Annotated in this window: 21 protein-coding genes; 12 read left to right on the top strand and 9 right to left on the bottom strand. The window is 43.6% G+C overall.

The window, feature by feature from the left end:
• The first annotated feature begins 297 nt into the window (after positions 1–297).
• Positions 298–828 carry a 3'-5' exonuclease gene (locus tag VER99_RS07100; RefSeq protein ID WP_014231771.1) on the top strand — a complete coding sequence of 177 codons (531 nt, stop codon included), beginning with the start codon at positions 298–300 and terminating at the stop codon, positions 826–828.
• A gap of 184 nt (positions 829–1012) precedes the next feature.
• Here the strand turns inward: VER99_RS07100 and VER99_RS07105 are convergent, their stop codons facing one another.
• From VER99_RS07105 to VER99_RS07115, 3 genes are all read right to left on the bottom strand, one after another.
• Positions 1013–1453 carry a tellurite resistance TerB family protein gene (locus tag VER99_RS07105; protein WP_020333242.1) on the bottom strand — a complete coding sequence of 147 codons (441 nt, stop codon included), beginning with the start codon at positions 1451–1453 and terminating at the stop codon, positions 1013–1015.
• Between the two features lie 121 nt (positions 1454–1574).
• Positions 1575–3515 (bottom strand): alkaline phosphatase D family protein, encoded by a 1941-nt coding sequence (locus VER99_RS07110; RefSeq protein ID WP_020333243.1) that lies wholly within the window; start codon positions 3513–3515, stop codon positions 1575–1577.
• Positions 3516–3524: 9 nt separating this feature from the next.
• Positions 3525–3869 (bottom strand): VC1380 family protein, encoded by a 345-nt coding sequence (locus VER99_RS07115; protein WP_014231774.1) that lies wholly within the window; start codon positions 3867–3869, stop codon positions 3525–3527.
• A gap of 447 nt (positions 3870–4316) precedes the next feature.
• On the opposite strand from VER99_RS07115, the gene VER99_RS07120 reads away from it, so the two are divergent.
• Entirely contained in the window at positions 4317–4622 is a 306-nt protein-coding gene (locus tag VER99_RS07120) for a hypothetical protein (protein WP_231113050.1), read from the top strand.
• A 113-nt stretch (positions 4623–4735) separates the two neighbouring features.
• Here VER99_RS07120 and VER99_RS07125 read toward each other — a convergent pair whose 3' ends face one another.
• The gene (locus VER99_RS07125; protein WP_014231776.1) at positions 4736–5320 is read right to left on the bottom strand and encodes an FMN-dependent NADH-azoreductase; all 585 of its coding nucleotides are present in this window, start codon (positions 5318–5320) and stop codon (positions 4736–4738) included.
• Between the two features lie 186 nt (positions 5321–5506).
• On the opposite strand from VER99_RS07125, the gene hrpA reads away from it, so the two are divergent.
• From hrpA to VER99_RS07155, 6 genes are all read left to right on the top strand, one after another.
• Positions 5507–9478, top strand: a complete 3972-nt coding sequence (gene hrpA, locus VER99_RS07130) for an ATP-dependent RNA helicase HrpA (protein WP_020333245.1) — start codon at positions 5507–5509, stop codon at positions 9476–9478.
• Positions 9479–9661: 183 nt separating this feature from the next.
• Positions 9662–10141 carry a porin family protein gene (locus tag VER99_RS07135; RefSeq protein WP_014231778.1) on the top strand — a complete coding sequence of 160 codons (480 nt, stop codon included), beginning with the start codon at positions 9662–9664 and terminating at the stop codon, positions 10139–10141.
• Between the two features lie 229 nt (positions 10142–10370).
• Positions 10371–10886, top strand: a complete 516-nt coding sequence (locus VER99_RS07140; RefSeq protein WP_014231779.1) for a porin family protein — start codon at positions 10371–10373, stop codon at positions 10884–10886.
• A 338-nt stretch (positions 10887–11224) separates the two neighbouring features.
• Positions 11225–12808, top strand: a complete 1584-nt coding sequence (locus VER99_RS07145; protein ID WP_020333247.1) for a BCCT family transporter — start codon at positions 11225–11227, stop codon at positions 12806–12808.
• Between the two features lie 120 nt (positions 12809–12928).
• Positions 12929–13318, top strand: a complete 390-nt coding sequence (locus tag VER99_RS07150; protein WP_014231781.1) for an ATP-binding protein — start codon at positions 12929–12931, stop codon at positions 13316–13318.
• Between the two features lie 158 nt (positions 13319–13476).
• On the top strand, positions 13477–14319 hold the full coding sequence (locus VER99_RS07155; RefSeq protein WP_020333248.1) for a DNA ligase: 843 nt from the start codon (positions 13477–13479) through the stop codon (positions 14317–14319).
• Between the two features lie 13 nt (positions 14320–14332).
• Here VER99_RS07155 and VER99_RS07160 read toward each other — a convergent pair whose 3' ends face one another.
• Together VER99_RS07160 and VER99_RS07165 are read right to left on the bottom strand one after the other, a co-directional pair.
• Positions 14333–15340 carry a DUF3080 domain-containing protein gene (locus VER99_RS07160; RefSeq protein WP_020333249.1) on the bottom strand — a complete coding sequence of 336 codons (1008 nt, stop codon included), beginning with the start codon at positions 15338–15340 and terminating at the stop codon, positions 14333–14335.
• 101 nt (positions 15341–15441) lie between these two features.
• Positions 15442–16812 carry an MATE family efflux transporter gene (locus tag VER99_RS07165; protein WP_020333250.1) on the bottom strand — a complete coding sequence of 457 codons (1371 nt, stop codon included), beginning with the start codon at positions 16810–16812 and terminating at the stop codon, positions 15442–15444.
• A 289-nt stretch (positions 16813–17101) separates the two neighbouring features.
• On the opposite strand from VER99_RS07165, the gene VER99_RS07170 reads away from it, so the two are divergent.
• Entirely contained in the window at positions 17102–17713 is a 612-nt protein-coding gene (locus VER99_RS07170; RefSeq protein WP_020333251.1) for a riboflavin synthase, read from the top strand.
• Between the two features lie 62 nt (positions 17714–17775).
• On the opposite strand, the gene VER99_RS07175 is transcribed toward VER99_RS07170, so the two are convergent.
• Together VER99_RS07175 and VER99_RS07180 are read right to left on the bottom strand one after the other, a co-directional pair.
• Positions 17776–17970 carry a CPXCG motif-containing cysteine-rich protein gene (locus tag VER99_RS07175; RefSeq protein WP_014231786.1) on the bottom strand — a complete coding sequence of 65 codons (195 nt, stop codon included), beginning with the start codon at positions 17968–17970 and terminating at the stop codon, positions 17776–17778.
• A gap of 231 nt (positions 17971–18201) precedes the next feature.
• A complete protein-coding gene (locus VER99_RS07180) occupies positions 18202–19068 on the bottom strand; it encodes a fructosamine kinase family protein (protein ID WP_014231787.1) in 867 nt (288 codons plus the stop codon).
• 224 nt (positions 19069–19292) lie between these two features.
• On the opposite strand from VER99_RS07180, the gene VER99_RS07185 reads away from it, so the two are divergent.
• The 3 genes from VER99_RS07185 (at position 19293) to VER99_RS07195 (ending at position 21732) form a co-directional block, all read left to right on the top strand.
• Positions 19293–20267 carry a response regulator gene (locus tag VER99_RS07185; protein WP_024372671.1) on the top strand — a complete coding sequence of 325 codons (975 nt, stop codon included), beginning with the start codon at positions 19293–19295 and terminating at the stop codon, positions 20265–20267.
• Positions 20267–21229, top strand: a complete 963-nt coding sequence (locus VER99_RS07190) for a GGDEF domain-containing protein (RefSeq protein ID WP_020333253.1) — start codon at positions 20267–20269, stop codon at positions 21227–21229. Before VER99_RS07185 ends, VER99_RS07190 begins: the two co-directional genes overlap by 1 nt.
• Before the next feature lie 158 nt (positions 21230–21387).
• Complete coding sequence (locus tag VER99_RS07195) at positions 21388–21732, top strand: DUF3802 family protein (RefSeq protein WP_014231790.1); 345 nt, start codon at positions 21388–21390, stop codon at positions 21730–21732.
• Positions 21733–21784: 52 nt separating this feature from the next.
• Here VER99_RS07195 and VER99_RS07200 read toward each other — a convergent pair whose 3' ends face one another.
• Positions 21785–22276: an NlpC/P60 family protein gene (locus tag VER99_RS07200; RefSeq protein ID WP_024372672.1), complete on the bottom strand. Its 492-nt coding sequence runs from the start codon at positions 22274–22276 to the stop codon at positions 21785–21787.
• Positions 22277–22344: the final 68 nt, after the last annotated feature.

The raw sequence follows: 22344 nt of genomic DNA on the forward strand, positions 1-22344 counted from the left end.
ATTCGTAAATTTACCGCACGATTAGCGCGAAAAACCAACGATTGGAACACGCTTTAAAGGCCATGGCATGCCAGAAGTACGATATTTCCGCAATTAATGACACCTTGCCTCGGTTTTCACCGACGTTATACATCGTGTTCATACAGCAGTATAAGAACCTAAATTTGTCGAATCACTTTATAAAATAGCGTTAACCCAGTGCAATCGGTGATTAAATCGGCAAGCGCATTCGAGTTTTACCTGTCATTGAGGTAGAATCTCTCGCTTTAAAATCTATGTTAGGAATCAAGACAAACTATGAACCATAACCGTATCGTCTGCTTCGATTTAGAAATGTGTTGCTGGAACGAGAATGGCGTTGGCCGTACTGGCGAGATCATCGAAGTTGGGTTGGCTGAAATAGATTTGTCCAAAGGTGAGATCGTTAAACGTGCTCAGTACTATGTTAAGCCTGAACAAGATGAAGTCTCGTTGTTCTGCGCCGAGCTAACGGGGATTACACCACGTAAAATCGAGAAACAAGGTCGACCACTTGAAGAAGTGTTGAAGTCTATGGTTAAGAACTTCGGCGGCCGCAACAAAATTTACGCCTCATGGGGGCGAGATGACACGATTTTACTTGATGAGTGCAAACAAAAGGGCATCGAAGCGCCATTTACTGAGTTCATTAACCTAGCGACACTTTACCGTATTCAAAACCGTCTCAAAGAAAAGCGCATTGGTCATCGCGCTGCCCAAGAAGCGAAAGGGATTGAATGGGAAGGCCGCCAACATTCTGGTTATGTTGATGCGTATAACCTAGCCAAACTCGCACTGACTATGCTTTAGTTGTGGGTTTGTAATGAATCTTTAATCCAACTTGTGTTTTTCTGTCATGGAGTTTGTCTAATCTCGACCTTGTCAAACAAATTCAAATCTTGACCAGTCTTAATAACAACACGTTGGCTTCTATAAAATAAAAACGCGCTGAACTTCAGCGCGTTTTTTATTGGGTGACGAGTAGGTGGTGACACTACTGCGATTGCAGTTTGGCGCGGATAAAGTCTTTGTGGTCGACATAGAGCAATTCTGCCGTCTTACGGATGACTGCATCTTCAAGCGGGTCAATTTGCCCGTCAGAATACGCCACTTCCCACATACTCTTGATCAGGTTGTAACGTGTTTCTTGAGTTAACTCTCTTAGTTGAGAAGTGAAGTCATACAATGACGCGGACTCTTTTGTTGTTTGTGCCGCTTTTTCCAGTAATTGTGTCGCCTCTGCAGCGCTCAGCGAAAGCAACTTCATTAAAAGAGAATGTTTTGTTTCTAGCTCTTTTTCATCCACTTGGTGGTCGGCGCCGGACACTTCACAAAGTAAGCATGCAATCGCCATGTTGGGAGACACGGTATGAGTCTGTGCCAGATCCTCGCCATCGAGAAGCTGTTTAAATAGAGATGTAAGAGAATTGAACATAGTAAGCACCAAACTGATAACTATCTTTTAAACATGGTTATATGTGACTTAAATCTCAAGGGGTGAAACCTGAAATTACGAATTCTTTACATTTAGAATACGACGCTATCAATCAAGGTGATCAATTTTCTATTCTCGTCGGTGGAAAATGAATTTCTTGGTTATCTGCGGTAAGTATACTGATTTGACTAGGCTTACCGTCATCATCGAGATGTAATTCTCCGATCGCACTGTGGTTAACCAAACGATAAAAGTTATGACTACTTGGCGCACGCTTATAAATTTTGAGTCGCTTACGCTTGGTGAACCAGTTTAGTGGCGAGCGGGGGCTGTAAAGCATTCTATCCAGCGCATCACAAATAGTGAGTAGTCTTGTCGGAAATTGATTCTTAATACCGCTACAGGTGATTTGATAGATGTTAGGGCTGCTTTTTCGAAAGCGTAATTTGATGTCGTAAGCAAAAGAGTAATGGACATCCCCCGACAAAATCACAAAGTTAGTCGGTGTTTTAGTATGAGTGAAAATACTGACGAGCGTGTTCGCGCTGCCGGGATGCGCCATCCAGTTTTCAGCATCCACCAATAGTGGCTTACCAAACATGGTAAACACGCGTTGTAGCGATTCTATAAATTTCACACCGAACATCGGCGCTGCAGATACGATGATCACTTTATCTTCGTGAACCAGTTCTTGATGAAACTCAATTAACGCTTCCCAGTCCATCAAGCCAGACGGCTTATTCATTTTAGATTCTGACCGCCAGCGACGAGTTCGGGTATCCAAAACCACGACTTTGGGGGAGGTCGGAATCGTGTAATGCCAGTTCTCGAAGCGATAGAGATACTGAATCAGGTCATCTTGAGCTTCGGCAGTGCGTTGCTCAAGAAAATCTTTTATGTGAACCATAAACGCGTCATCGAACTTTTCCGGTGCGTTTCCCCAGCCCTGACAAAACCAATAGGCGATCAGGCTATTTCCGATTATTCGTTTTGCAAAAAGGTTGGTGTATGCCGCTTGTTCCCAGCCAATGGTCAAGTTCCAGTCGTCCGTCACATCGTGATCATCAAATATCATGTAAGTCGGAAGGTGCGCAAGAAGGCGCTGTACGCGGTCTAAACCGCTGACAAATTTATCTATTTGCGTTTTTTCCTCACGCCATTTTTGTTGCCAGTTGGGCGCGAGCGTGTTGCCTCCGACAAGGAATTGATTCTCCAGCAATCGGTCACGCTTGATGAGATGCCAAAGCGTCGGCGACCAAACCAAGAGGTACATGGCAAAACATTCGGCAAAACTGATCAGGTGATTTTCACACTCTTTAGAGCTGAAAATAGGCGTGCCACGGTGAGGGAAAAACTGACTGAGCAGGCTGCCGTCATCGACGTAATGCGGTAGCAACTGGTCGCGGCCATAAAAACACGCAGCGTGTTGATAAAGCGTTTTGGTGTCGGTGATCGGTGCTTGTTGAAATTGCTCATCCGGCAATCCCAGTAACTCGATTACTTGCTCAATCGCATCCAAGGTTGGTCCAGCTACATGATCAACATAAACCTGATCACCGCTCATGATGAGCATGTCTGGGCGAGATTCTACGCTTTGCTGAGCCACTTTTGCATCGGCTGCAACTAAAGCATCGTCACTAAAATGCTGTGGGTTGCGGCAAGAACCATGAAGGACATAATCGGCTTTTTCACTGATTAAAAATTCAATGCCGTTATGCATATAGTTATCGTGCTCATAACACAAGTGAGGCAGCAGCTCTGTTAGTAGACCGTCTTGCGTGTGCAGCTGATATCGAAGTGGCTGATTAGTAGGGAAGTCAGCTTTTAATGACAGTAAACAAACCCAAGCTTGCTCACCAACCTGAAGTTGAGTGAGCTTTTCAAAGTCCTCAGTGTGATACGAAGTCGCAGAGTTTGCATCGTTGATTTCGATGAACCCTTCTAATGGCTTGGTCGTGACCAGCCAAATATTCACTTCTGATGCAGTCACTTTGCGGAGAATAGGGCCCGCAATGATAAGGGGAAGATGAGGATGTTGGGTTTTGTCTAATGATGCAGCCAAACTGGTTCCTTATTTGTCTGATTCTTCTAATATTTCTACTACTTGAGCGCTACTCAATTCGTGACCCGCAAGAAACAACCCTAGCATCGCTTCTGTCTTCGAATCGTTATCGCTGTCTTCGTCCAGAACCTGTCGTAATCGAGTACGAATTAAATCAATTTCATGGTCAACGAAACCCCGACCTTCTTCTGCCTGACATTCTTCTGGTGCATTGTCGAAGCTCAAAAATAACAGATTGCCGTCAAGTTGTGTTTCCACCAATCTTTCCGGCAGCCACTCTTCTCCCATAACAATATCTGGGTCAGTGTTGGTCGGCAAATTATTAAGGATGGAAATGAGTTCTGATACTTTCACTTTTTATTCGTTATCGTTAGGGCTAGCGACATAACTGGCACAACTCGTTAGGTAATTCATTCTATTTCAACGAGATTCAATGCCAATTTATCAAAGCATAAGATTTATTCTGTCACGTATATGACAACATTTCACATTGTAACGGCTCATTTAGAAAGAACATAAGCGTAAAGTTTCAATTAACGAATGATTGCTTTTTTATCGAGCAATTTTATAGAAAAGACGTGAAATGGCTCCGGCATGCCTCACTTCTGGCATTTATGGTTGGTGCTTGAATGTGTTTCTATTTTACAACGAGATCAAAGGTCGGATTTGTCACCGCGAAAAATATCACCCATTCTCAGTGAGATGAAAACGAATACACTATTATCCCAGCTGAAATTTGTTTATCGCGCAAAGGTTAAAGCCATTTGCAATGCATCCGATAAATTTGATGGCATTAGCACGATGAGCATTGATTCTTCATATAACATTCAGATTGAGGGAACAAACTGCACTAATGACGAGTTCGCCAAGCGATTCTTTGTGGTTAACGGAGAAGGGCATATGGAAGGCGACGGATGGTTAGTGCTTTACGTTGACTCAATAGAAGTGCGTGTGGGTGAGGAAATAGAGATACCCAGCGATGTCGCGTTTGATGCAATGGTAGAGCGCATGGTTCAGGAGGCTGAAGAAGTATTAGAGCAACTCTATAAGAACGCGCTAGAAAACATAGAGAAGACCGCAGACGAAAATAAAACCGAAGGTTCATAACCCAACACTGTGGTAAATACTGGAATGCTTCTATTCGCAAATATGAAGTGGTCAATGAAAAAGGGATGGCAATTGGGGCCATCCCTTTTGTATTCATACTAGTTGAATCAAGCTTACGCTAGCGTTGCTAGTTGGCTCTGAGCTTCAGTGATGCCTTTTGCTGCTGCATCTTCACCCATGTTTAGGGCTTCAGCGTAAACAAACTCCACATCAGCGATACCAACAAAACCAAGTACCGTGCGTAGGTAAGGCGTGATGTTGTCTGTCGGAGCATCTTTGTGAATACCGCCACGAGTCGTTACAACAATCGCTTTTTTGTTTTCAAACAGACCTTGAACGCCATTTTCTGTGTATTTAAATGTCACACCTGCACGAGCAATCAAGTCAATCCAGTTTTTAAGCTGAGTTGGAATCGTGAAGTTATACATTGGCGCTGCAATGACTAGCGTATCCGCAGCTTTCACTTCTTCGATAAGCGAGTCTGACAACTCTACAACTTGCTGTTGTTCCTGAGAAAGGTCACCTGTCGAGCGTAGCGCTGTCGCTACGGTAAGATCAAGCACTGGCAATGGGTTCGCCGCTAAATCACGAACCGTTAGTTTGTCTTGAGCTACGTTTTTGATGAACTCTTCAACCAACTTGTTTGATTGTGAGTTGTCGCCAAGGATGCTTGATTTTAGAGCTAGTACACGAGACATAATGGATATTCCTTAAATAAGTGCTTTCGACTATGTGATGCATTATAAGCAATGGGCTGAGGTTCTAAACCCGACTTGTTTGCTTAAGTTGTTCGAAAAAATTGAATAAGCTTTCAGTTGTCTTGTCTTGGTCCTGTTGTGATACAATTCGCGCAGTTTTATGTAATGAAAAGAATAGGAAACGCTTTGACTTCGTCACAGCCTACAAAGAAAACCTCCTCTGAAGCGCAATCTGCGCCAGTAAATGGAGCAAAGAAAGTTCAAGCGCCTCATGCTCAAGTGAACAATGCCGCCTCGCTACGCAAAGCACTTAATCAGTGCATGATGCGCGACCGTTTTCGCTTAAGTAAACGTATTTCTGGCGCAAGTAAAATTAAGAAAGATGCATCGCGTAATGTCGTGTTTGATGAAATCGCTTTAGACATTGCTAAGTCGATGATGGAAGTCGAACAACGTGGCAGTTATCAGCCAAAAATCGAATATCCTGCGCTCCTGCCTGTTAGTCAAAAGAAAGACGACATTGCAAAGGCGATTGATGAAAACCAAGTGGTTATTATCGCTGGTGAAACGGGTTCGGGTAAAACCACGCAGATACCCAAAATTTGTGCAGAGCTTGGCCGTGGTAAATTTGGCCTGATTGGTCATACTCAGCCTCGTCGTCTTGCTGCGCGTTCCGTAGCAAATCGCATCGCGGAAGAGATGGAAACTAAGCTCGGTGAATTTGTTGGTTATAAAGTTCGATTTAACGATCAAATCTCAGAGAATACTCAGATTAAATTGATGACGGACGGTATCTTGCTGGCAGAAATTCAGCATGACCGTTTCTTGAATCAATACGACACTATCATTATCGATGAAGCGCACGAACGTAGCCTGAACATCGATTTTATTTTGGGCTACCTAAAAGAACTTCTGCCACGTCGTCCTGATTTAAAAGTCATCATTACGTCGGCAACCATCGATCCGGAACGTTTTTCCAAGCACTTCAACGATGCCCCAATTATTGAGGTGTCTGGTCGTACTTACCCAGTAGAAACGCGTTACCGTCCGTTAAGCGGCGATGAGGATAACGATCGTGACCAGCTAGAAGGTATCTTCGAAGCCGTCGATGAGCTGTGTGATGAAGGTTTGGGCGATATTCTGATCTTCATGAACGGTGAACGTGAAATTCGTGATACGGCAGATGCGCTTTCTAAACGTAATCTTAAGAGTACAGAGATTGTACCTTTGTATGCGCGTTTGTCGGCTGGTGAGCAGAACAAGATATTCCAACCACACGCTGGTCGCCGCATTGTATTGGCAACCAACGTAGCGGAAACGTCGTTAACCGTTCCGGGCATCAAATATGTGATTGACCCAGGTACCGCGCGTATCAGTCGATACAGTTACCGAACTAAAGTACAGCGTCTTCCAATTGAGCCTGTTTCTCAGGCAAGTGCGAACCAGCGTAAAGGTCGTTGTGGTCGTGTGGAAGAGGGTATCTGTATTCGCCTCTACTCAGAGGAAGATTTCGAGTCACGCCCAGAGTTTACCGATCCAGAAATTCTGCGTACCAACCTAGCGTCGGTAATCCTGCAAATGACGGCTCTTGGTTTAGGCGATATTCAAGCGTTCCCATTTGTTGAAGCGCCAGACAAACGCAACATTCAAGATGGTGTGCGCCTGCTAGAAGAGTTGGGTGCGATTAATTCAGATGCAAAAGATCCGAAAAAACGCCTTACCCCAACGGGTCGCCAACTGGCACGATTACCAATCGACCCGCGTTTAGCGCGCATGGTGTTAGAAGCACCAAAGTACGGTGCGTTAAAAGAATTGATGGTGATTGCAGCCGCGTTGTCGATCCAAGACCCACGTGAGCGCCCATCGGACAAACAACAATCTTCAGACGATAAGCACCGTCGCTTTTTCCATGAAGAGTCTGACTTCCTGACGTTAGTAAATCTTTGGGATTACATTCAGAAGCAGCAAAAAGCGCTGACGGGTAATCAGTTCCGTAAACAGTGTAAGCAAGATTACTTGAACTACTTGCGTGTTCGCGAGTGGCAAGACGTTTATTTCCAAATTCACCAATCCATGCGTGAAATGGAATTTAAGCTCAATGACGAGCCTGCGTCATATCATGGTGTGCACAGCGCAATTCTGGTTGGCCTGTTATCTCACATCGGTATGAAAGATCAGGAGAAGAATGAGTATCAGGGTGCGCGTAATGCCCGTTTCCATATCTTCCCAGCGTCTGGCTTGTTTAAGAAGCAGCCTAAATGGATCATGTCAGCGGAGTTGGTAGAAACTTCAAAACTTTGGGGCCGAATTATTGCAAAAATTCAGCCTGAATGGATTGAGCCATTAGCCAAGCACTTAATCAAACGCAGCTACAGCGAACCGCACTGGTCAAAGAAACGAGCTGCGGTTATGGCGTACGAAAAAGTCATGTTGTATGGAGTGCCAATCGTCCCTAAACGTCTGGTGAATTATGGGAACATTGATGCATCTATCAGTCGTGAAATCTTCATTCGCAGTGCGTTAGTTGAAGGCGAGTGGGAAACCAAACACGCGTTCTTCAAGCAAAACCGTAAACTATTGCAAGAAGTCGAAGAGCTGGAACATAAATCTCGTCGTCGCGATATTTTGGTCGATGACGATGAGCTATTTGATTTCTACGACCAACGCGTCGGTACCGAAGTGGTTTCTGGTAAACACTTTGATTCATGGTGGAAAAAAGCGTCGAAAGAAAACAAGGAACTGCTCAACTTTGAAAAAGAGATGCTTTTCAAGGGCGATGCCAGCCATGTTACTGACTTAGACTACCCGAACTTCTGGCACCAAAATGGTTTAAAACTCAAGCTTAGCTATCAGTTTGAACCAGGTGATGATAGTGACGGTGTAACGGTTCATCTGCCACTACCAATTCTTAACCAGGTGGAACAAGCCGGCTTTGACTGGCAGATCCCAGGTCTGCGCCATGAACTTGTGGTGAGCCTGATTAAGTCGTTGCCAAAAACCATTCGTAAGAACTTTGTGCCAGCGCCAAATTACGCAGATGCGTTCTTAGCTCGTTCTACGCCGATGGAAGCGCCACTTCTTGACTCACTTGAGAAAGAGTTACGACGCATGACGGGCGTAGAAGTATTGCGTGAAGACTGGAAGCTGGATCAGGTGCCGGAACACTTGAAAGTGACATTCCGCGCTGTTGATCATCGCAATCGAAAGCTGAAGGAAAACAAAGACCTTCATGAGCTGAAAGAAAGCCTGAAAGAGAAAGTTCAGGAAACGCTCTCAAAAGTAGCTGACGATGATATCGAGCAGCAGGGCTTGCATACGTGGAGCTTTGGCGAACTGCCAAAAGTGTATCAACAAAAACGCGGCGGTTATGACGTGAAAGCGTACCCAGCCCTTGTCGATACCAAAGATAGTGTTGAAATTAAACTATACGAGACAGAATACGAGCAAATCTCGGCGATGCGTGCTGGTCAGCGTCGTTTAATTTTGTTGAATGTACCATCGCCTATTAAATACTTGCATGCCAATTTGCCGAACAAATCAAAACTGGGCTTGTACTTTAACCCGTATGGAAAAGTACTGGATCTGATTGATGACTGCATAGCTTGTGGCGTCGATAAGCTTATCGAAGAGCAGGGCGGATTAGTTTGGGAACCAGAACAATTTGAAAAGTTGAAAGAACACGTTCGTGCCGAACTCGGCGATACCGTGGTTGAAATTGCTAAGCAAGTTGAAACCATTTTGACGACTGCCTTTAACATCAATAAGAAGTTGAAAGGTAAGATCGACTTTACCATGGCGTTTGCACTGTCAGACATCAAAGCTCAACTCGAGGGTTTGATCTTCAAAGGCTTTGCAACTGAGTGTGGCTGGAAACGTCTACCAGACATTCTCCGTTACATGCGTGCAATTGAACGCCGTATGGAGAAGTTGCCAATCGATCCGAATAAAGATCGCCTGCATATGTTGAAAATCGAGTCAGTAACCAAGGACTACAAAGAGTTATTGAATAAGATTCCAAAAGGCATGGCTATTCCAGAAAACGTAAAAGAAGTGCGTTGGATGCTAGAAGAACTACGTGTGAGTTACTTTGCTCAGCAATTAGGCACTCCGTATCCGGTGTCTGACAAACGAGTCAAAAACGCGATTGATGCTTGTTAGCGTAAAGTACAATCGTGACAGTTATTTATATCAACGCTCGTGCGGTTACTGGTATAGTAATTGCTAGTATTTGATAAATGTGTTGTTTTTAGTTCTAGGGAGGCAATAGTTTGCCTCCCTTGTATTTGCAGTGTCTACGTCAGATTGAGAAGACGTAGGAATGAAAAGAGTAAAAGGTAAATGATGAAAAAAACTCTATTAGCAGTGGCACTACTTAGCGCATCTTCTGCGGCAATGGCAGATTCTTGGATTTACGGTGGCGCATCTGTAGGTCAGTCTGATTACAAAGGCGAGACGGATACATCATACTCAGTGCACGTAGGTACAGGTATTCTTCCAATTATCGGTATTGAAGCTGGTGTGACTCAGCACGGTGAATTTAACGTTGATGGTCGCGATACAAAACTTACCTCTTACTACGCAGCACTAAAGCCAAGCATCGACTTCGGCCCACTGCACATTTACGCAAAAGGTGGTATCCACCAATGGGATAAAGAAGTGAAAGGAGGTAGCGACGATGACGACTTCGATCTAATGTACGGTGTTGGTGCTGAATACTTCATCTTTGGTCCACTTTCTGTGGGCGCAAGCTACATGAACTACACAGCAGATAAAGACGATATCGGTACGTTCTCTGTGAATGCATCTTTGCACTTCCTATAATTTTCGACATATCCGAGAGTTATAAAACACCGGCTTTAAGCCGGTGTTTTTGTTTCTGATAGTGACTTCGACTTGCCTCTCTGTCTGAATTGATATCACACTACAACGAATTGAATATAAATTATTCATTCTTTGATCTTAATTTCTCTATACCTTCCAATATATAGTGATCATTAAACTACGAGCTAGGAGCGTGAAATCACGCAGACTTACAAAGGATGGTATGACTATGAAAACAAAACTCTCGATATTGGCTTTGGCGTTGTGTTCAACGTCTGCGTTCGCGGATTCGTGGCTATATGCTGGCGGACAAATCGGTCAATCTGATATTGAAGGCGAAAGTGATACAACCTACGGTTTACACGTCGGTACGGGGATTTTACCGCTAATCGGTATCGAAGCGGGTTACTTTAACCATGGCAAAGTTGGACTGAATGTGGATGGAACCAAAGGCGATGGGGATTTCTCTTCACTCTATTTAGCGGTTAAGCCAAGCATCGATTTTGGCCCGTTCCATATTTATGCCAAGGGTGGCATCAATGCTTTTAACGTTGACTATAAAGGTTCATTAAGTGCTATCGATAAAGATGATGGCGTCTCTTATATGTATGGTGTCGGTGCAGAGTACTTTTTGCTAGATAACATCTCAGTTGGTGCAAGTTACCAGGCTTTTGGTGTTGATATCGATGGCGACAGCGATTCAGTTAGTAGCTTTACCGGCAACGTTACTTTCCATTTCTTATAAACATCTCGCCCAGGAAAATTCACTTCTTAGTTTTTGCGACAGCCATAAAGTGGTCACTTGCGATTCAGCGAGGGCCACTTTTTTGTTTAGCGCCCACCCACAATATGAGAGCAATGGTTATTATAGCGAGAGATAATAATTAGACATCATAGTGTTTATTTTGCTGTTCTTGAAAATGAACTGTCTTTTAAATGCAATAAAAGCATCATTTTTGCATATTTTTGTGACTGATGTTAATATTCGTTGCGATTAAAAACTTTAGAGCTCAAATTATTGGAGGGCGTATTGGAGTTCTTCTCATTTGAGGAGCGTTTCAAATTAACGTTAAATTTGTATTTATGGATAAAGCTTCATTTAAAAAATATAGTATCGAGACAACAGATTATCAGGTAGGGCAGGATAACGTACAAAAGTGGGGATTTGACGTTCACAACCCTGTTTTCGGAATCAGTGCCGGTCTTATTGTTTTATGTCTTATTTCATTGCTTTTAGTTGACCCTAATACCGCTCGTGACGCTTTGAACGGTGTTAAAAACGGAATCATTGAGCAATTTGATGCCTTTTTCATGTGGTCAGCGAACTTCTTCGTATTATTCGCCGTTGTTTTACTGTTATCGCCGCTGGGAAAAATTCGCTTAGGTGGCAAAGACGCAACACCTGATCATTCAAGAGTATCTTGGTTATCCATGCTATTTGCTGCAGGTATGGGTATTGGTCTTCTGTTCTGGAGTGTTGCAGAGCCAACCGCGTACTTCACTGATTGGTGGGGAATGCCACTAAATGCGGAACCATACTCTGAAGAAGCGAAATCATTGGCAATGGCTGCGACCATGTTTCACTGGGGTGTTCATGGTTGGGGTATCTACGCCCTTGTTGCACTAGCTCTTGCCTTCTTTGCATTTAACAAGGGCTTACCACTGTCACTACGTTCTGCTTTTTACCCAATTTTTGGTGACCGTGCATGGGGTTGGTTAGGTCATGTCATCGACATCCTGGCAGTGCTTTCGACGCTGTTTGGTCTGGCGACTTCATTGGGTTTGGGTGCTCAGCAAGCGACAAGTGGTATCAACCATGTATTTGGTCTTGATGGTGGTATCGGCACTCAAATGATCGTGATCGCCTTTGTGACCTTCATTGCGGTACTTTCGGTCGTTCGTGGCATCGATGGTGGTGTTAAGGTGCTTAGTAATGTCAACATGGTGGTCGCTTTTGCGTTGCTTATTTTCATTACCTTCATCAGCTTCGACACCGCCTTTACGTCAATTTTTGATACAACCAAAGCGTATATCGAGTACATCATTCCTCTGAGTAATCCTCACGGTCGAGAAGATGAAACTTGGATGCAAGGTTGGACTGTATTCTACTGGGCGTGGTGGGTTTCTTGGTCGCCATTCGTCGGTATGTTTATCGCACGAGTATCGAAAGGTCGTACAGTACGAGAATTCATCTGTGCAGTTATTATCATTCCAACAGTGGTTACACTTATCTGGATGGCTATCTTTGGTGGCATTGCACTTGATCAGGTCGTGAATAAAGTGGGTGAGCTGGGGACAAATGGCCTTACGGACATTTCTCTGACTCTGTTCCATGTGTATGACCAACTGCCATACAGCTCGGTAATTTCGATTCTTTCTATCGGTCTGATTTTGGTGTTCTTTGTAACGTCGTCGGATTCCGGTTCTTTGGTCATCGATAGCATTACAGCTGGCGGTAAAATTGATGCTCCAATACCTCAGCGAATTTTCTGGGCATGTATTGAAGGGGCAATCGCGGCGGTTATGCTTTGGATAGGCGGTAAAGAAGCCTTGCAGGCACTACAGTCTGGCGTTGTCGCAACAGGCTTGCCGTTTACATTAGTTTTGTTGGTAATGTGTGTCAGCTTGGTTAAGGGTTTAAGAACCGAACTACCTGCATACAAATAGTCTATCTGAAACACACGATTTCAATGCCGAGCTTTGTAAGCTCGGCATTTTTATTTGTTCTTTCCTTTTTAATAAATTCATTTAGAGTTTGTGCGTCGTCAACTTCAAAATTGTCAAATCATGTCTATCAATAAACTCATTCTAATTCGTGGTCTTCCGGGATCTGGAAAAACAACGCTGGCTAAACAGCTGGTACCAATGCTCGATGCGAAACATTTTGAAGCGGACATGTACTTTGAAAAAGAAAGTGGGGAGTACCACTTCAATCCACAGCAACTTCCTCAAGCTCATGAGTGGTGTTTCCGTCAAGCTCGAAGGTGGTTAAACCAAGGTAAAACCGTCATAGTGAGCAATACTTTTGTTCGCCTTTGGGAAATGAAGCGGTATCTGGATTACTGTAAAAAGAAGGGTATCGAGGTCGAGATAAAAGTGTGTGATGGTGAATATCAGAGCATTCACGATGTCCCAACGGCAACGATCGAGAAGATGCGACACCAGTGGCAGGATTAAGCACAAGCAACAATCAAACCTTGTCTAAAGATCAGTCTTAAATTTGCAGAGTCTTACTGACAATCATTGTTGTGAGTCGAAGAATAATTACTGACAAATAGGTTATCGAAGAAAGTTGCGCTTCAATATGGGAGATTTTTTGAACAAGGTTCCTCCCTATGCCCATAAAAATGACATTGATCGCACTCGCCATTATGGCATCCACGCACGTTCAAGCCCATCCAACTGTCGCGCCTTTAGTCTCGCTAGCAGAAACCTATCAAGATGGGATTGATGTGTCGCAATACTGGTACAGTGAAAAACTGGATGGTATTCGTGCTTACTGGACGGGGCAACACCTTGTAACACGTAATGGAAACCGGATACACGCTCCTAAGTGGTTTACAGCACCATTGCCAGATTACCCTCTGGATGGGGAACTTTGGGCCGGGCGAGGTAATTTTCATTTGGTCCAGCAAACGGTTTTGGACAAAACACCGGTCGACAGCGCGTGGAAGAAAGTAGATTTTATGTTGTTTGATATGCCTTACTCTGCGGGTGACTATCGGAAGCGCTATTACAATATCCAAAACTTGGTGTATGAACTGGACGAGCCACACATTAAGTACGTCGAGCATATGGCTATTCAAGATGAAGAGCACTTATTTAGCCAATTAGACAAAATCGCGTTAGCTGATGGGGAAGGTGTCATGTTACGCAAGGTGTCTAGTCGTTACCAAGCGGGCCGGGGCAGTGATTTACTTAAGTTAAAACGTTTTGCCGATACAGAAGCACAAGTGATCGGACATAAGCCCGGTACTGGTCGCTTGCTGGGAATGATGGGCGCGATTCTGGTTCGTATGCCTGATGGTACAGAGTTTTATATTGGTAGTGGATTTACAGACGAGTTGCGTCGAAACCCACCACAATTGGGTTCGATTATCACATTTAGGTACAACGGGTTTACTCATAACGGAAAACCGAAATTTGCCCGATTTTTGCGCGAGCGTTCTAAAGAGTAGCCTCGCTCGATTCTTACTTCTCGGCGTTTCCCACTGTCACACCACAACGCTTAAAAAGACCCTGCCAGAACTGTATGTGCTCCAGGGTTCTTTTTCTGAACGTATTGTGAGCATCCATCAGTCCGTATGACTCGCCATGAAGGTCTATTCTTTTTTCGATTAAGTTAACGCCACTGTCCAGGCGTTGGTATGTACTGTCCAAATAGGCCAGATATGGTTGTACTTCTTTCACGTAAATAGATTGAAAAACGTTATTTAAGTAACGAAACGTTGTGATATCTCGATTCTTGCCGCAAATAAGCTTACTTTGATTTGTGTCGAGCAATTGGGTGGTTTCATTTAGCCAATGGGAAGCGTTTACGAGAGAGTAGTAAAGTCGACCCATAAGGCGAGACTTCTCCAGCACTTCCTGGTATTGCACGATATGAATATCCGGTAATCGAGAGATAGTCTTGTTAGGCGTTTCATACATATTACCTAAGAGGTTAAAAGCTTCGCTCACCATCGCAATTTGGTTTTTGTTATCGACAGATAGCCAATCAGAGGCTGTGAGTTGTTTTTGCATCGTCTCACTGGCAAACAACAGGTTATCAAGGTGAGTATGCAGGTGACTCCATTTCTGACCGTACAATAGTGTTAGAGTCTGTCGTTCATCATCGCTAATTGGAAAGTCATTCAGGCATGAATTCAAAGTCCTGAGTAACGATGTCTGATAATCTAAATCGTGAAAAGCATCCTGTACTTTACCTAGTTGCGAATTTTTGTCTGCCAAAAGATTAAACAAGCCACACTGACGAAGTTGGTAGCTTTCCAACAGACCGAGTGTCAGTCTGGGTAATGGCTGAAAAAGCGCTCGTCGAGGAGGAATGGTGATGGCGGGCAGGGAAGTTATCTCAACGCTTGAAACGTCCAATACATTCGCCAAGCGTTGATGGTATTTATCCAGCAGCGCTTGTTCAGGGTTGAATAAGTCGGTACAACCTGAAAGCAATGTTATTGAGAACAATAGGGTTAGACGCACACTGTTCCTTTCTGATCACTGAGTTGGTTTGGTATAAAAGTATACCTGACTGAGGCTCGGTTCGATCAAAAAAGCCAGCGATTGCTGGCTTTTACAGGAGATTATTGTACCGAAAAGTTCAACTGAACCTCTGGCTTTTGGTGGTGCATCCAACGTAACCTGACGCCAAGCAACAGAGCGGCAGACGACAGGCCAACAATAAAGCCAATCCAGAAACCTTGCGCGCCCATTGGCTCAACGATCCAGTTGGTACGGCCAAGGATGTAACCCATTGGTAAACCGCAAATCCAATAAGCAACGAAAGTTCGATTAAAGATAGCGCGCATGTCTTTATACCCACGCAATGCACCTGCGGCGATCACTTGTACGGCATCGGTAAACTGATATATCGCAGCGAGTAACAATAGTTCCATCGCCAGTTTGATAACTTCTTGGTTGCTGGTATATAACTCTGCGACAAATTCACGGAATACTACCGTTAGAAATGCCGTCACAACAGTCATCGCAGTACCAACCATGATACCAACACGCGATGCCACTCGGGCGCCTGCTACACTTTCTTCTCCAAGTTTATGCCCGACTCGAATACTAACAGCGGCACCAATACTCATTGGCAGCATGAACACAAGAGTCGAAAAGTTAATCGCGACCTGGTGAGCTGCAACAATAATTGGACCTAGAGGGGACACCAGAAGTGCAACGACTGCAAACAGTGTTACTTCAAAAAATAGCGCAGCAGCAACAGGAAAACCGAGCTTAAACAGACGAATTTGCGCTTTCAGTTGTGGTGGGTGGAATTCAGCAAAGATATTGATGTTCTTCAGTCGTTCCGACGTAACCACATAAAATAAGAGCAGCGCAAACATTATCCAGTACACGATAGTTGTTGCGACGCCACAACCAACGCCACCAAGCTCTGGCGCACCAAACTTGCCGTAAACGAAAATCCAGTTCAATGGAATGTTGAGCAATAAACCAATAAAACCGATCACCATTGCTGGTTTAGTGAGTGACATCCCATCGGTAAAACTTCTCAAAGCCTGAAACAGGAGAAAAGCCGGCACCGCTAAAATGACAGCGTGAATATAGCCTATGGTTTTTTCAGCCATCAGCGCTTCTATATCCATAAACCCGAGGATAAGTTGAGTTTGCAATAGCACCACAATAATAGGAATGCTAACGAATAGCGCCATGGCGATACCTTGCTGAATCTCGAAAGGTATTTTTACCCGACGACCAGAGCCGTTAAGTTGTGCAACAACAGGTACCAACGCCATTAACAAGCCAATGCCAAATAAAATCGATGGAAGCCAAATACTTGAAGCAACAGACACAGCTGCCATGTCAGTAGCACTTACGCCACCTGCCATTACCGTGTCCACAAACCCCATGCCTGTCTGAGCGACGGAAGCTATCAATACAGGGGTAGCCAATTTTATAAGACTCGACGCTTCTTCTTTATAGTGCTGCACGAAATACTCCAGGGCGCAAAGAGAGATTGAAATTGAAAGAATGAGAGAGCTCGAGAACAAAAGATGTGATGGACTGACCTAGTGGTTGATCTTAACCATGATAAGGTGGAAAAATGTCTCAGAGAGCCTCCGCGCAAATGATAAACAATTGTATCTTTATATGCCATACCTTTAACTGCATATTAACTTGAAAACAGTTTATAGTAGTCCGATAGAAGAAAGGTAAACGCGTAGAAATAAACATCTCTCGAGCGTTGTTTAGTAGAGATCAGATAAGTAGGTATAAACAATGTTTACTGGAATAGTACAGGGCACGGCAAAGGTCGTGAAAATCGAAAAGAAAGAGCGTTTTCAAACTCATGTGATCGAGTTAGATGGCTCCCTTCTTGACGGGTTAGAGATTGGGGCATCCGTCGCACATAATGGTTGCTGTCTGACTGTCACTCAAATCGACGGGAAGCACATTAGTTTTGATTTGATGCAAGCGACACTAGCATTAACCAATCTGGGTTTTCTCAGTGAGGGCGATAACGTCAATATCGAACGAGCGGCTAAATTTGGTGATGAAATTGGTGGTCACAATATGTCTGGTCATATTAGTTTGATGGCCACCATTGTCGACGTCATTGACACGCCAAATAACCGAACCATCTGGTTCGAGTTGCCTCAAGATTCAATGAAATACGTATTGGCCAAAGGGTATATTGGTATCGATGGCTGTTCGTTAACAATTGGCGAGGTAGAAGACAATCGTTTCTCTGTACATCTGATTCCTGAGACGTTGCAGAGAACTATGTTTGGCGGTAGGAAAGTGACTGAACGTGTCAATATTGAGTTCGATCCACAAACTCAGGCTATTGTCGATACGGTCGAGCGTGTGCTGGCAGCGAAACAAATTTAAATATCAGTGATATTTGCCGTGATCTAAAAAAGGAGCGTTATTGCTCCTTTTTACGTTTTAGTTTATTCGTAGTTATCGTCAATAAACAGCTCTACTTTATCGTTCAGTTCATCCACATGCATGTTGAGATGAATGGCATGACAACAGGCAGGGCAGTCATCATAAAACTCTTGGTCACCATTACTGGCGTCTAAAGTGATTCCTATTGAGTGCCCACAATGCGGACACTTTACGTGTCTTTCAGTATAGTTTTTCATACAACAACTCCTCGTATTGCAGGGCTTTTAAAACAATTTATTGTGGAAGCTCAGCCCTATCACTTACTTTGTCCCAACATCGAGAGATACTTAAATATTAAGTGTAGTTGTTGCTATTTGAATCGAAATAAGTACAAAACTTGACCCCAAACTCAACACTGAATCTGGGGTCAATTTTCAGAGTGATATCACTCGTAAATTTACATTATGCAACGTTTTAAGTATTTCAAATTAGACAGAAATAATTTTGTTAATTGTTAGCTGCGCTTGCTCTAAATAATGCCCGCCAAACAGGTTGCAATGGTTAAGAACATGGTAGAGATTATAAATCTCTTTACGTTCCTGGTATCCAGGTAATAATGGCATAACTGATTCATATCCTTGATAAAATTCAGGTCTAAATCCACCGAAAAGCTCAGTCATCGCAATGTCGCACTCTCTGTCGCCCCAGTAGCATGCAGGGTCATAGCAAATAGGTCCGACAGGTGTCACGGCAGCATTACCATTCCATAAGTCACCATGCAGTAACGATGGCTCAGGCGTGTGATTAGACAAAAGCTGTTTCACGACGTTAACAAAGTCCTCAATATCGACCAAAGTTACGCCTTTTTCTTTCAGTAATTGTAATTGCCATCCTATGCGCTGCTCTGCAAAAAACATGCACCACTTCTTGTGCCACTGGTTAGGTTGTAGGGTTGAACCCAAATAGTTGTCGGTATCAAATCCAAACTCTTTTTGTTCTCCCCATTGGTGTAATTGAGCAAGCTGTTGGCCAAACAAGAAGCTGTTTTGCGCATCTTCTAACGGTTTAGTTGGGAGGTAGTTAAGAATTAAGAAAGAGTTATTTTTTGTTTTGCCGACCAGTACAACCTCTGGAACAAATACGGTTGAAGTTTCACGTAACAGATGCAGGCTTTCAGCCTCTACTTGGAACTTAGACAAAAAATCACGATCGTTTATTTTAACGAAATAGCGTTGCTCGCCATCATTGATCATATAGCTTTCATTGATATCTCCACCAGAAAGGCGAACTTTTTCGTTGATTTGATATTCAAATAACAGCGTATCAGAAAGCTGTTGCGATATTGCTTGCCACATACAAAACCTCGCGAATCTGTTTGACCACCAATAGTTTAGGATAAACGACGAGAAATTGGCGCGTTGCTGCGCATACTTGAACAATAAATTTATGAATCTGCTGACGAAATTTGCATAAGTGTGAATCATATCGCTCATAAGTTTATGATTTATCGTCCTAGCAGATGGTTATATACCCACACAACATGTATTATAATTTTTTTGACTTTGGTTCCATTGATAGCATGAAAGTACTGATATGTGATGACTCAGCAATCGCAAGAAAACTGATTATAAGAACAATCGTGCAAAGTTCATCAATGCAGCTGATCGAAGCCCAAGATGGGTATGAAGCACTGAAGATTCTGGCGGAACAAAATATTGACATTATGTTCCTCGATCTCACGATGCCGATTATGGACGGTTTCGAAGTTCTAAAATCCTTACCAGTAAGCCGCTACAACACCCAGATAGTGATCATCTCTGGCGATGTCCAACAAGAAGCCCAACAGCGCTGCATCGAATTAGGTGCAAAAGCATTTATTGCAAAACCATTGTCTGAAGAGCAAGTGGCCCCGCTGTATGAGCAACTGGGAATGCAATACGCATTTAAGCCTACCGTAGAGCTCAGTCCTAAACAGCAAGTATTCGATGATCTTTCCTCGCTTGCGAAGTTTCGAGAAGTCGCGAATGTTGCCCTAGGAAAAGGGGCCGCCATCATGGCCGATCATTTACGCGAGTTTATTCAGTTGCCAGTACCTCACGTTGGGCCATTAACATATGGAGAACTCCATATGACGCTGGTTGATGTCATTCGCCGTGATGGTTCGATTGCGGTCGCACAACGGTTTGTTGGTGGTGGTATTCATGGTGAAGCATTAGTTTGCCTCAGAGGTAAACACATCGACCAGATAGGAGAGCGGCTAGGCTTTCAACTGGAGTTCACCAGCTATAACGAGATCATTCTTAATATCTCTAACTTGTTAGTGTCTTCGTTCTTAACGTCGTTAGGTTGCCAGTTAGATAAGCAGTTCTCGCTTCGCCAGCCGAGTATCATCGAAACCTTACCGACTTATAGTGAGCAGCAAGGTCAAAAAGGGGAGCTTTTTACGATTGAATATACATACATGGCGGAATCACTGGACTTTGAATGTGAAGTGCTCTTTCTGATAGACAAACCATCTGTAGAAATCATTTATGAAATCATGGAGTTAATCTGATGTCCGAAATCACGCTGGACATGGCTGACTTTCACTGGGTCACGCAAATCTTAGACACAATGGACTCTGGCCTTATTGTGCTGGATCGCCAGTATAAGGTCTGCGTGTGGAACAGCTTTATGCAATCCTACAGCGGTGTATTGTCGCAAGAAATTCTCGGTGAGAGTCTATTCGACCACTTTGAAGACCTGCCTAGAGCTTGGCTCGAGACAAAATTAAATACATCAGCCGACTTGGAAACTCGTTCATTTTCTAGTTGGGAAAATCGTCCATACCTTTTTAAGTTTACTAACTTTTCTCCGGTATCGAACAGCAGCACCTTTATGTATCAGGATATCGTGATCACGCCGCTGCGCTCTCTTTCCGGAGAGATAAGCCATATCGCTATCCAAATAAACGATGTGTCTGAAACGGCACGAAGCCGTATTTATCTTAAAGAAACCAATCAACACCTTTCAGAAATCAGCCGTAAAGACGGTCTTACCGGTTTGTTTAATCGCGCTTATTGGGAACAATCACTCAAAGAAGAATTTACCCAAATAAAAGTCGTTGATGGGTCCTGTTCTCTGGTTATTTTCGATATTGACCACTTTAAACAAGTTAATGATAATTTTGGTCACCCTGTTGGGGATGAAGTGATTCGTCGAACGTCAGCTCTGTTAAGAAAAACAGCCCGAAGCAGCGACATTTGTGGTCGTTTTGGCGGGGAAGAGTTCACAGTGTTGTTAAAAAATACCAATCAGGAACAGGCCAGTTATTTTGCAGAGCGGCTACGTAAACGCGTAGAACAAGAGACCGTGAAAGTTGAAGATTCTCTGATTAACTACACCGTCAGTATTGGCGTATGCGAATATAAGCCTCACTTTGAAAGCCATATACAATGGTTAAAAAGTGCAGACTCCGCTTTGTATCGTGCAAAAGAAAGCGGACGAAACCAAAGTTGTGTATTTGGTGACGACTAAATCGAGACGAGTTTCTATATTGTTGGTTACTAGCTGTCCATTTGGCTCGTAAATACGCTTTTCTATGACATAAGTTAGTGAAATTTCTTAGTAATGTCTTACTATTGATACAAATTGTGCACCTAGCATTCTAGTCTTGACGTTAATGGAGAAATACAGTGGTTGTTGAAACGGATGGTTACCTTGCTCTTATCGAACACTTGTCGCTAAACCTTGATATCTTTACCACCGAGCGTGGTGATACAGGTTCAGAAAGTATCGAAGATGTGGTTACCGATATGGTGGCATCAAATATCATGATGATTTTTGAGCAAAACCCTGAACTTCATTCCAGTGTGCGTTTTAAGTTGTTAAAAGAAGCGGATGCCGTAGTAGAAGACTTGGGTGAAGTCCTCGCTGGAGTCTGGGGTAAGAAGGCGACCAATGAACAGATTACTTTTTTGGAAGAGTACGTCGCATTGGTGAAAAATCTTTTTGATAACGCAGTGGCGATTTACGACTAGAGGCTTATGTTGTTTGAATCGTGAATTCTCATCGTTCAAAGCGCTCGTGGCGTTACAATGTCACCCTTCTAATTTGCCAAAATTTTGATGCCCAATAGGGGTTGTCAATCCGAGAAATAATGACGCCTTTCGATGTGGACGCGTGCATAAACTGCTTGTTACCCAAATAGATACCAACATGATATGTTGTTCTTCTGGTCTTAAAAAAGACAAGGTCCCCTTGTTTGGCTTCATTCCATCCTAATTCTACGCCTTGTTTAGATTGCTGCTTTGTCGTCCTCGGTAAAGCAAGTTGATACGCTTCCACAAAGGCCTTTTGCACAAAGGCAGAACAATCAATACCTGACTTTTGTGTCCCACCCAAGCGGTACGGAGTGCCGTGCCACTCGTTATAAAACTGCAGTAACTCCGGTTTGCTAGCCAAAGTTTTCGCAGGGGGAACTGTCACAGCCACGGCGTGCTCTGCTGGCTCAGGACCCGACGAACAAGCTGTCATAAGTGCGCTGATTATCAAAGAGAAATAAATACGACGCAAATCATCCACCTACCATTCAAGTGATTAATACATGAAATATTATTGTCACAATCAATCCATACTATTGAACGCTTATC

Origin of the sequence: Vibrio natriegens NBRC 15636 = ATCC 14048 = DSM 759 (assembly GCF_035621455.1) — a bacterium.
In the GTDB taxonomy this organism is placed as follows: domain Bacteria; phylum Pseudomonadota; class Gammaproteobacteria; order Enterobacterales; family Vibrionaceae; genus Vibrio; species Vibrio natriegens.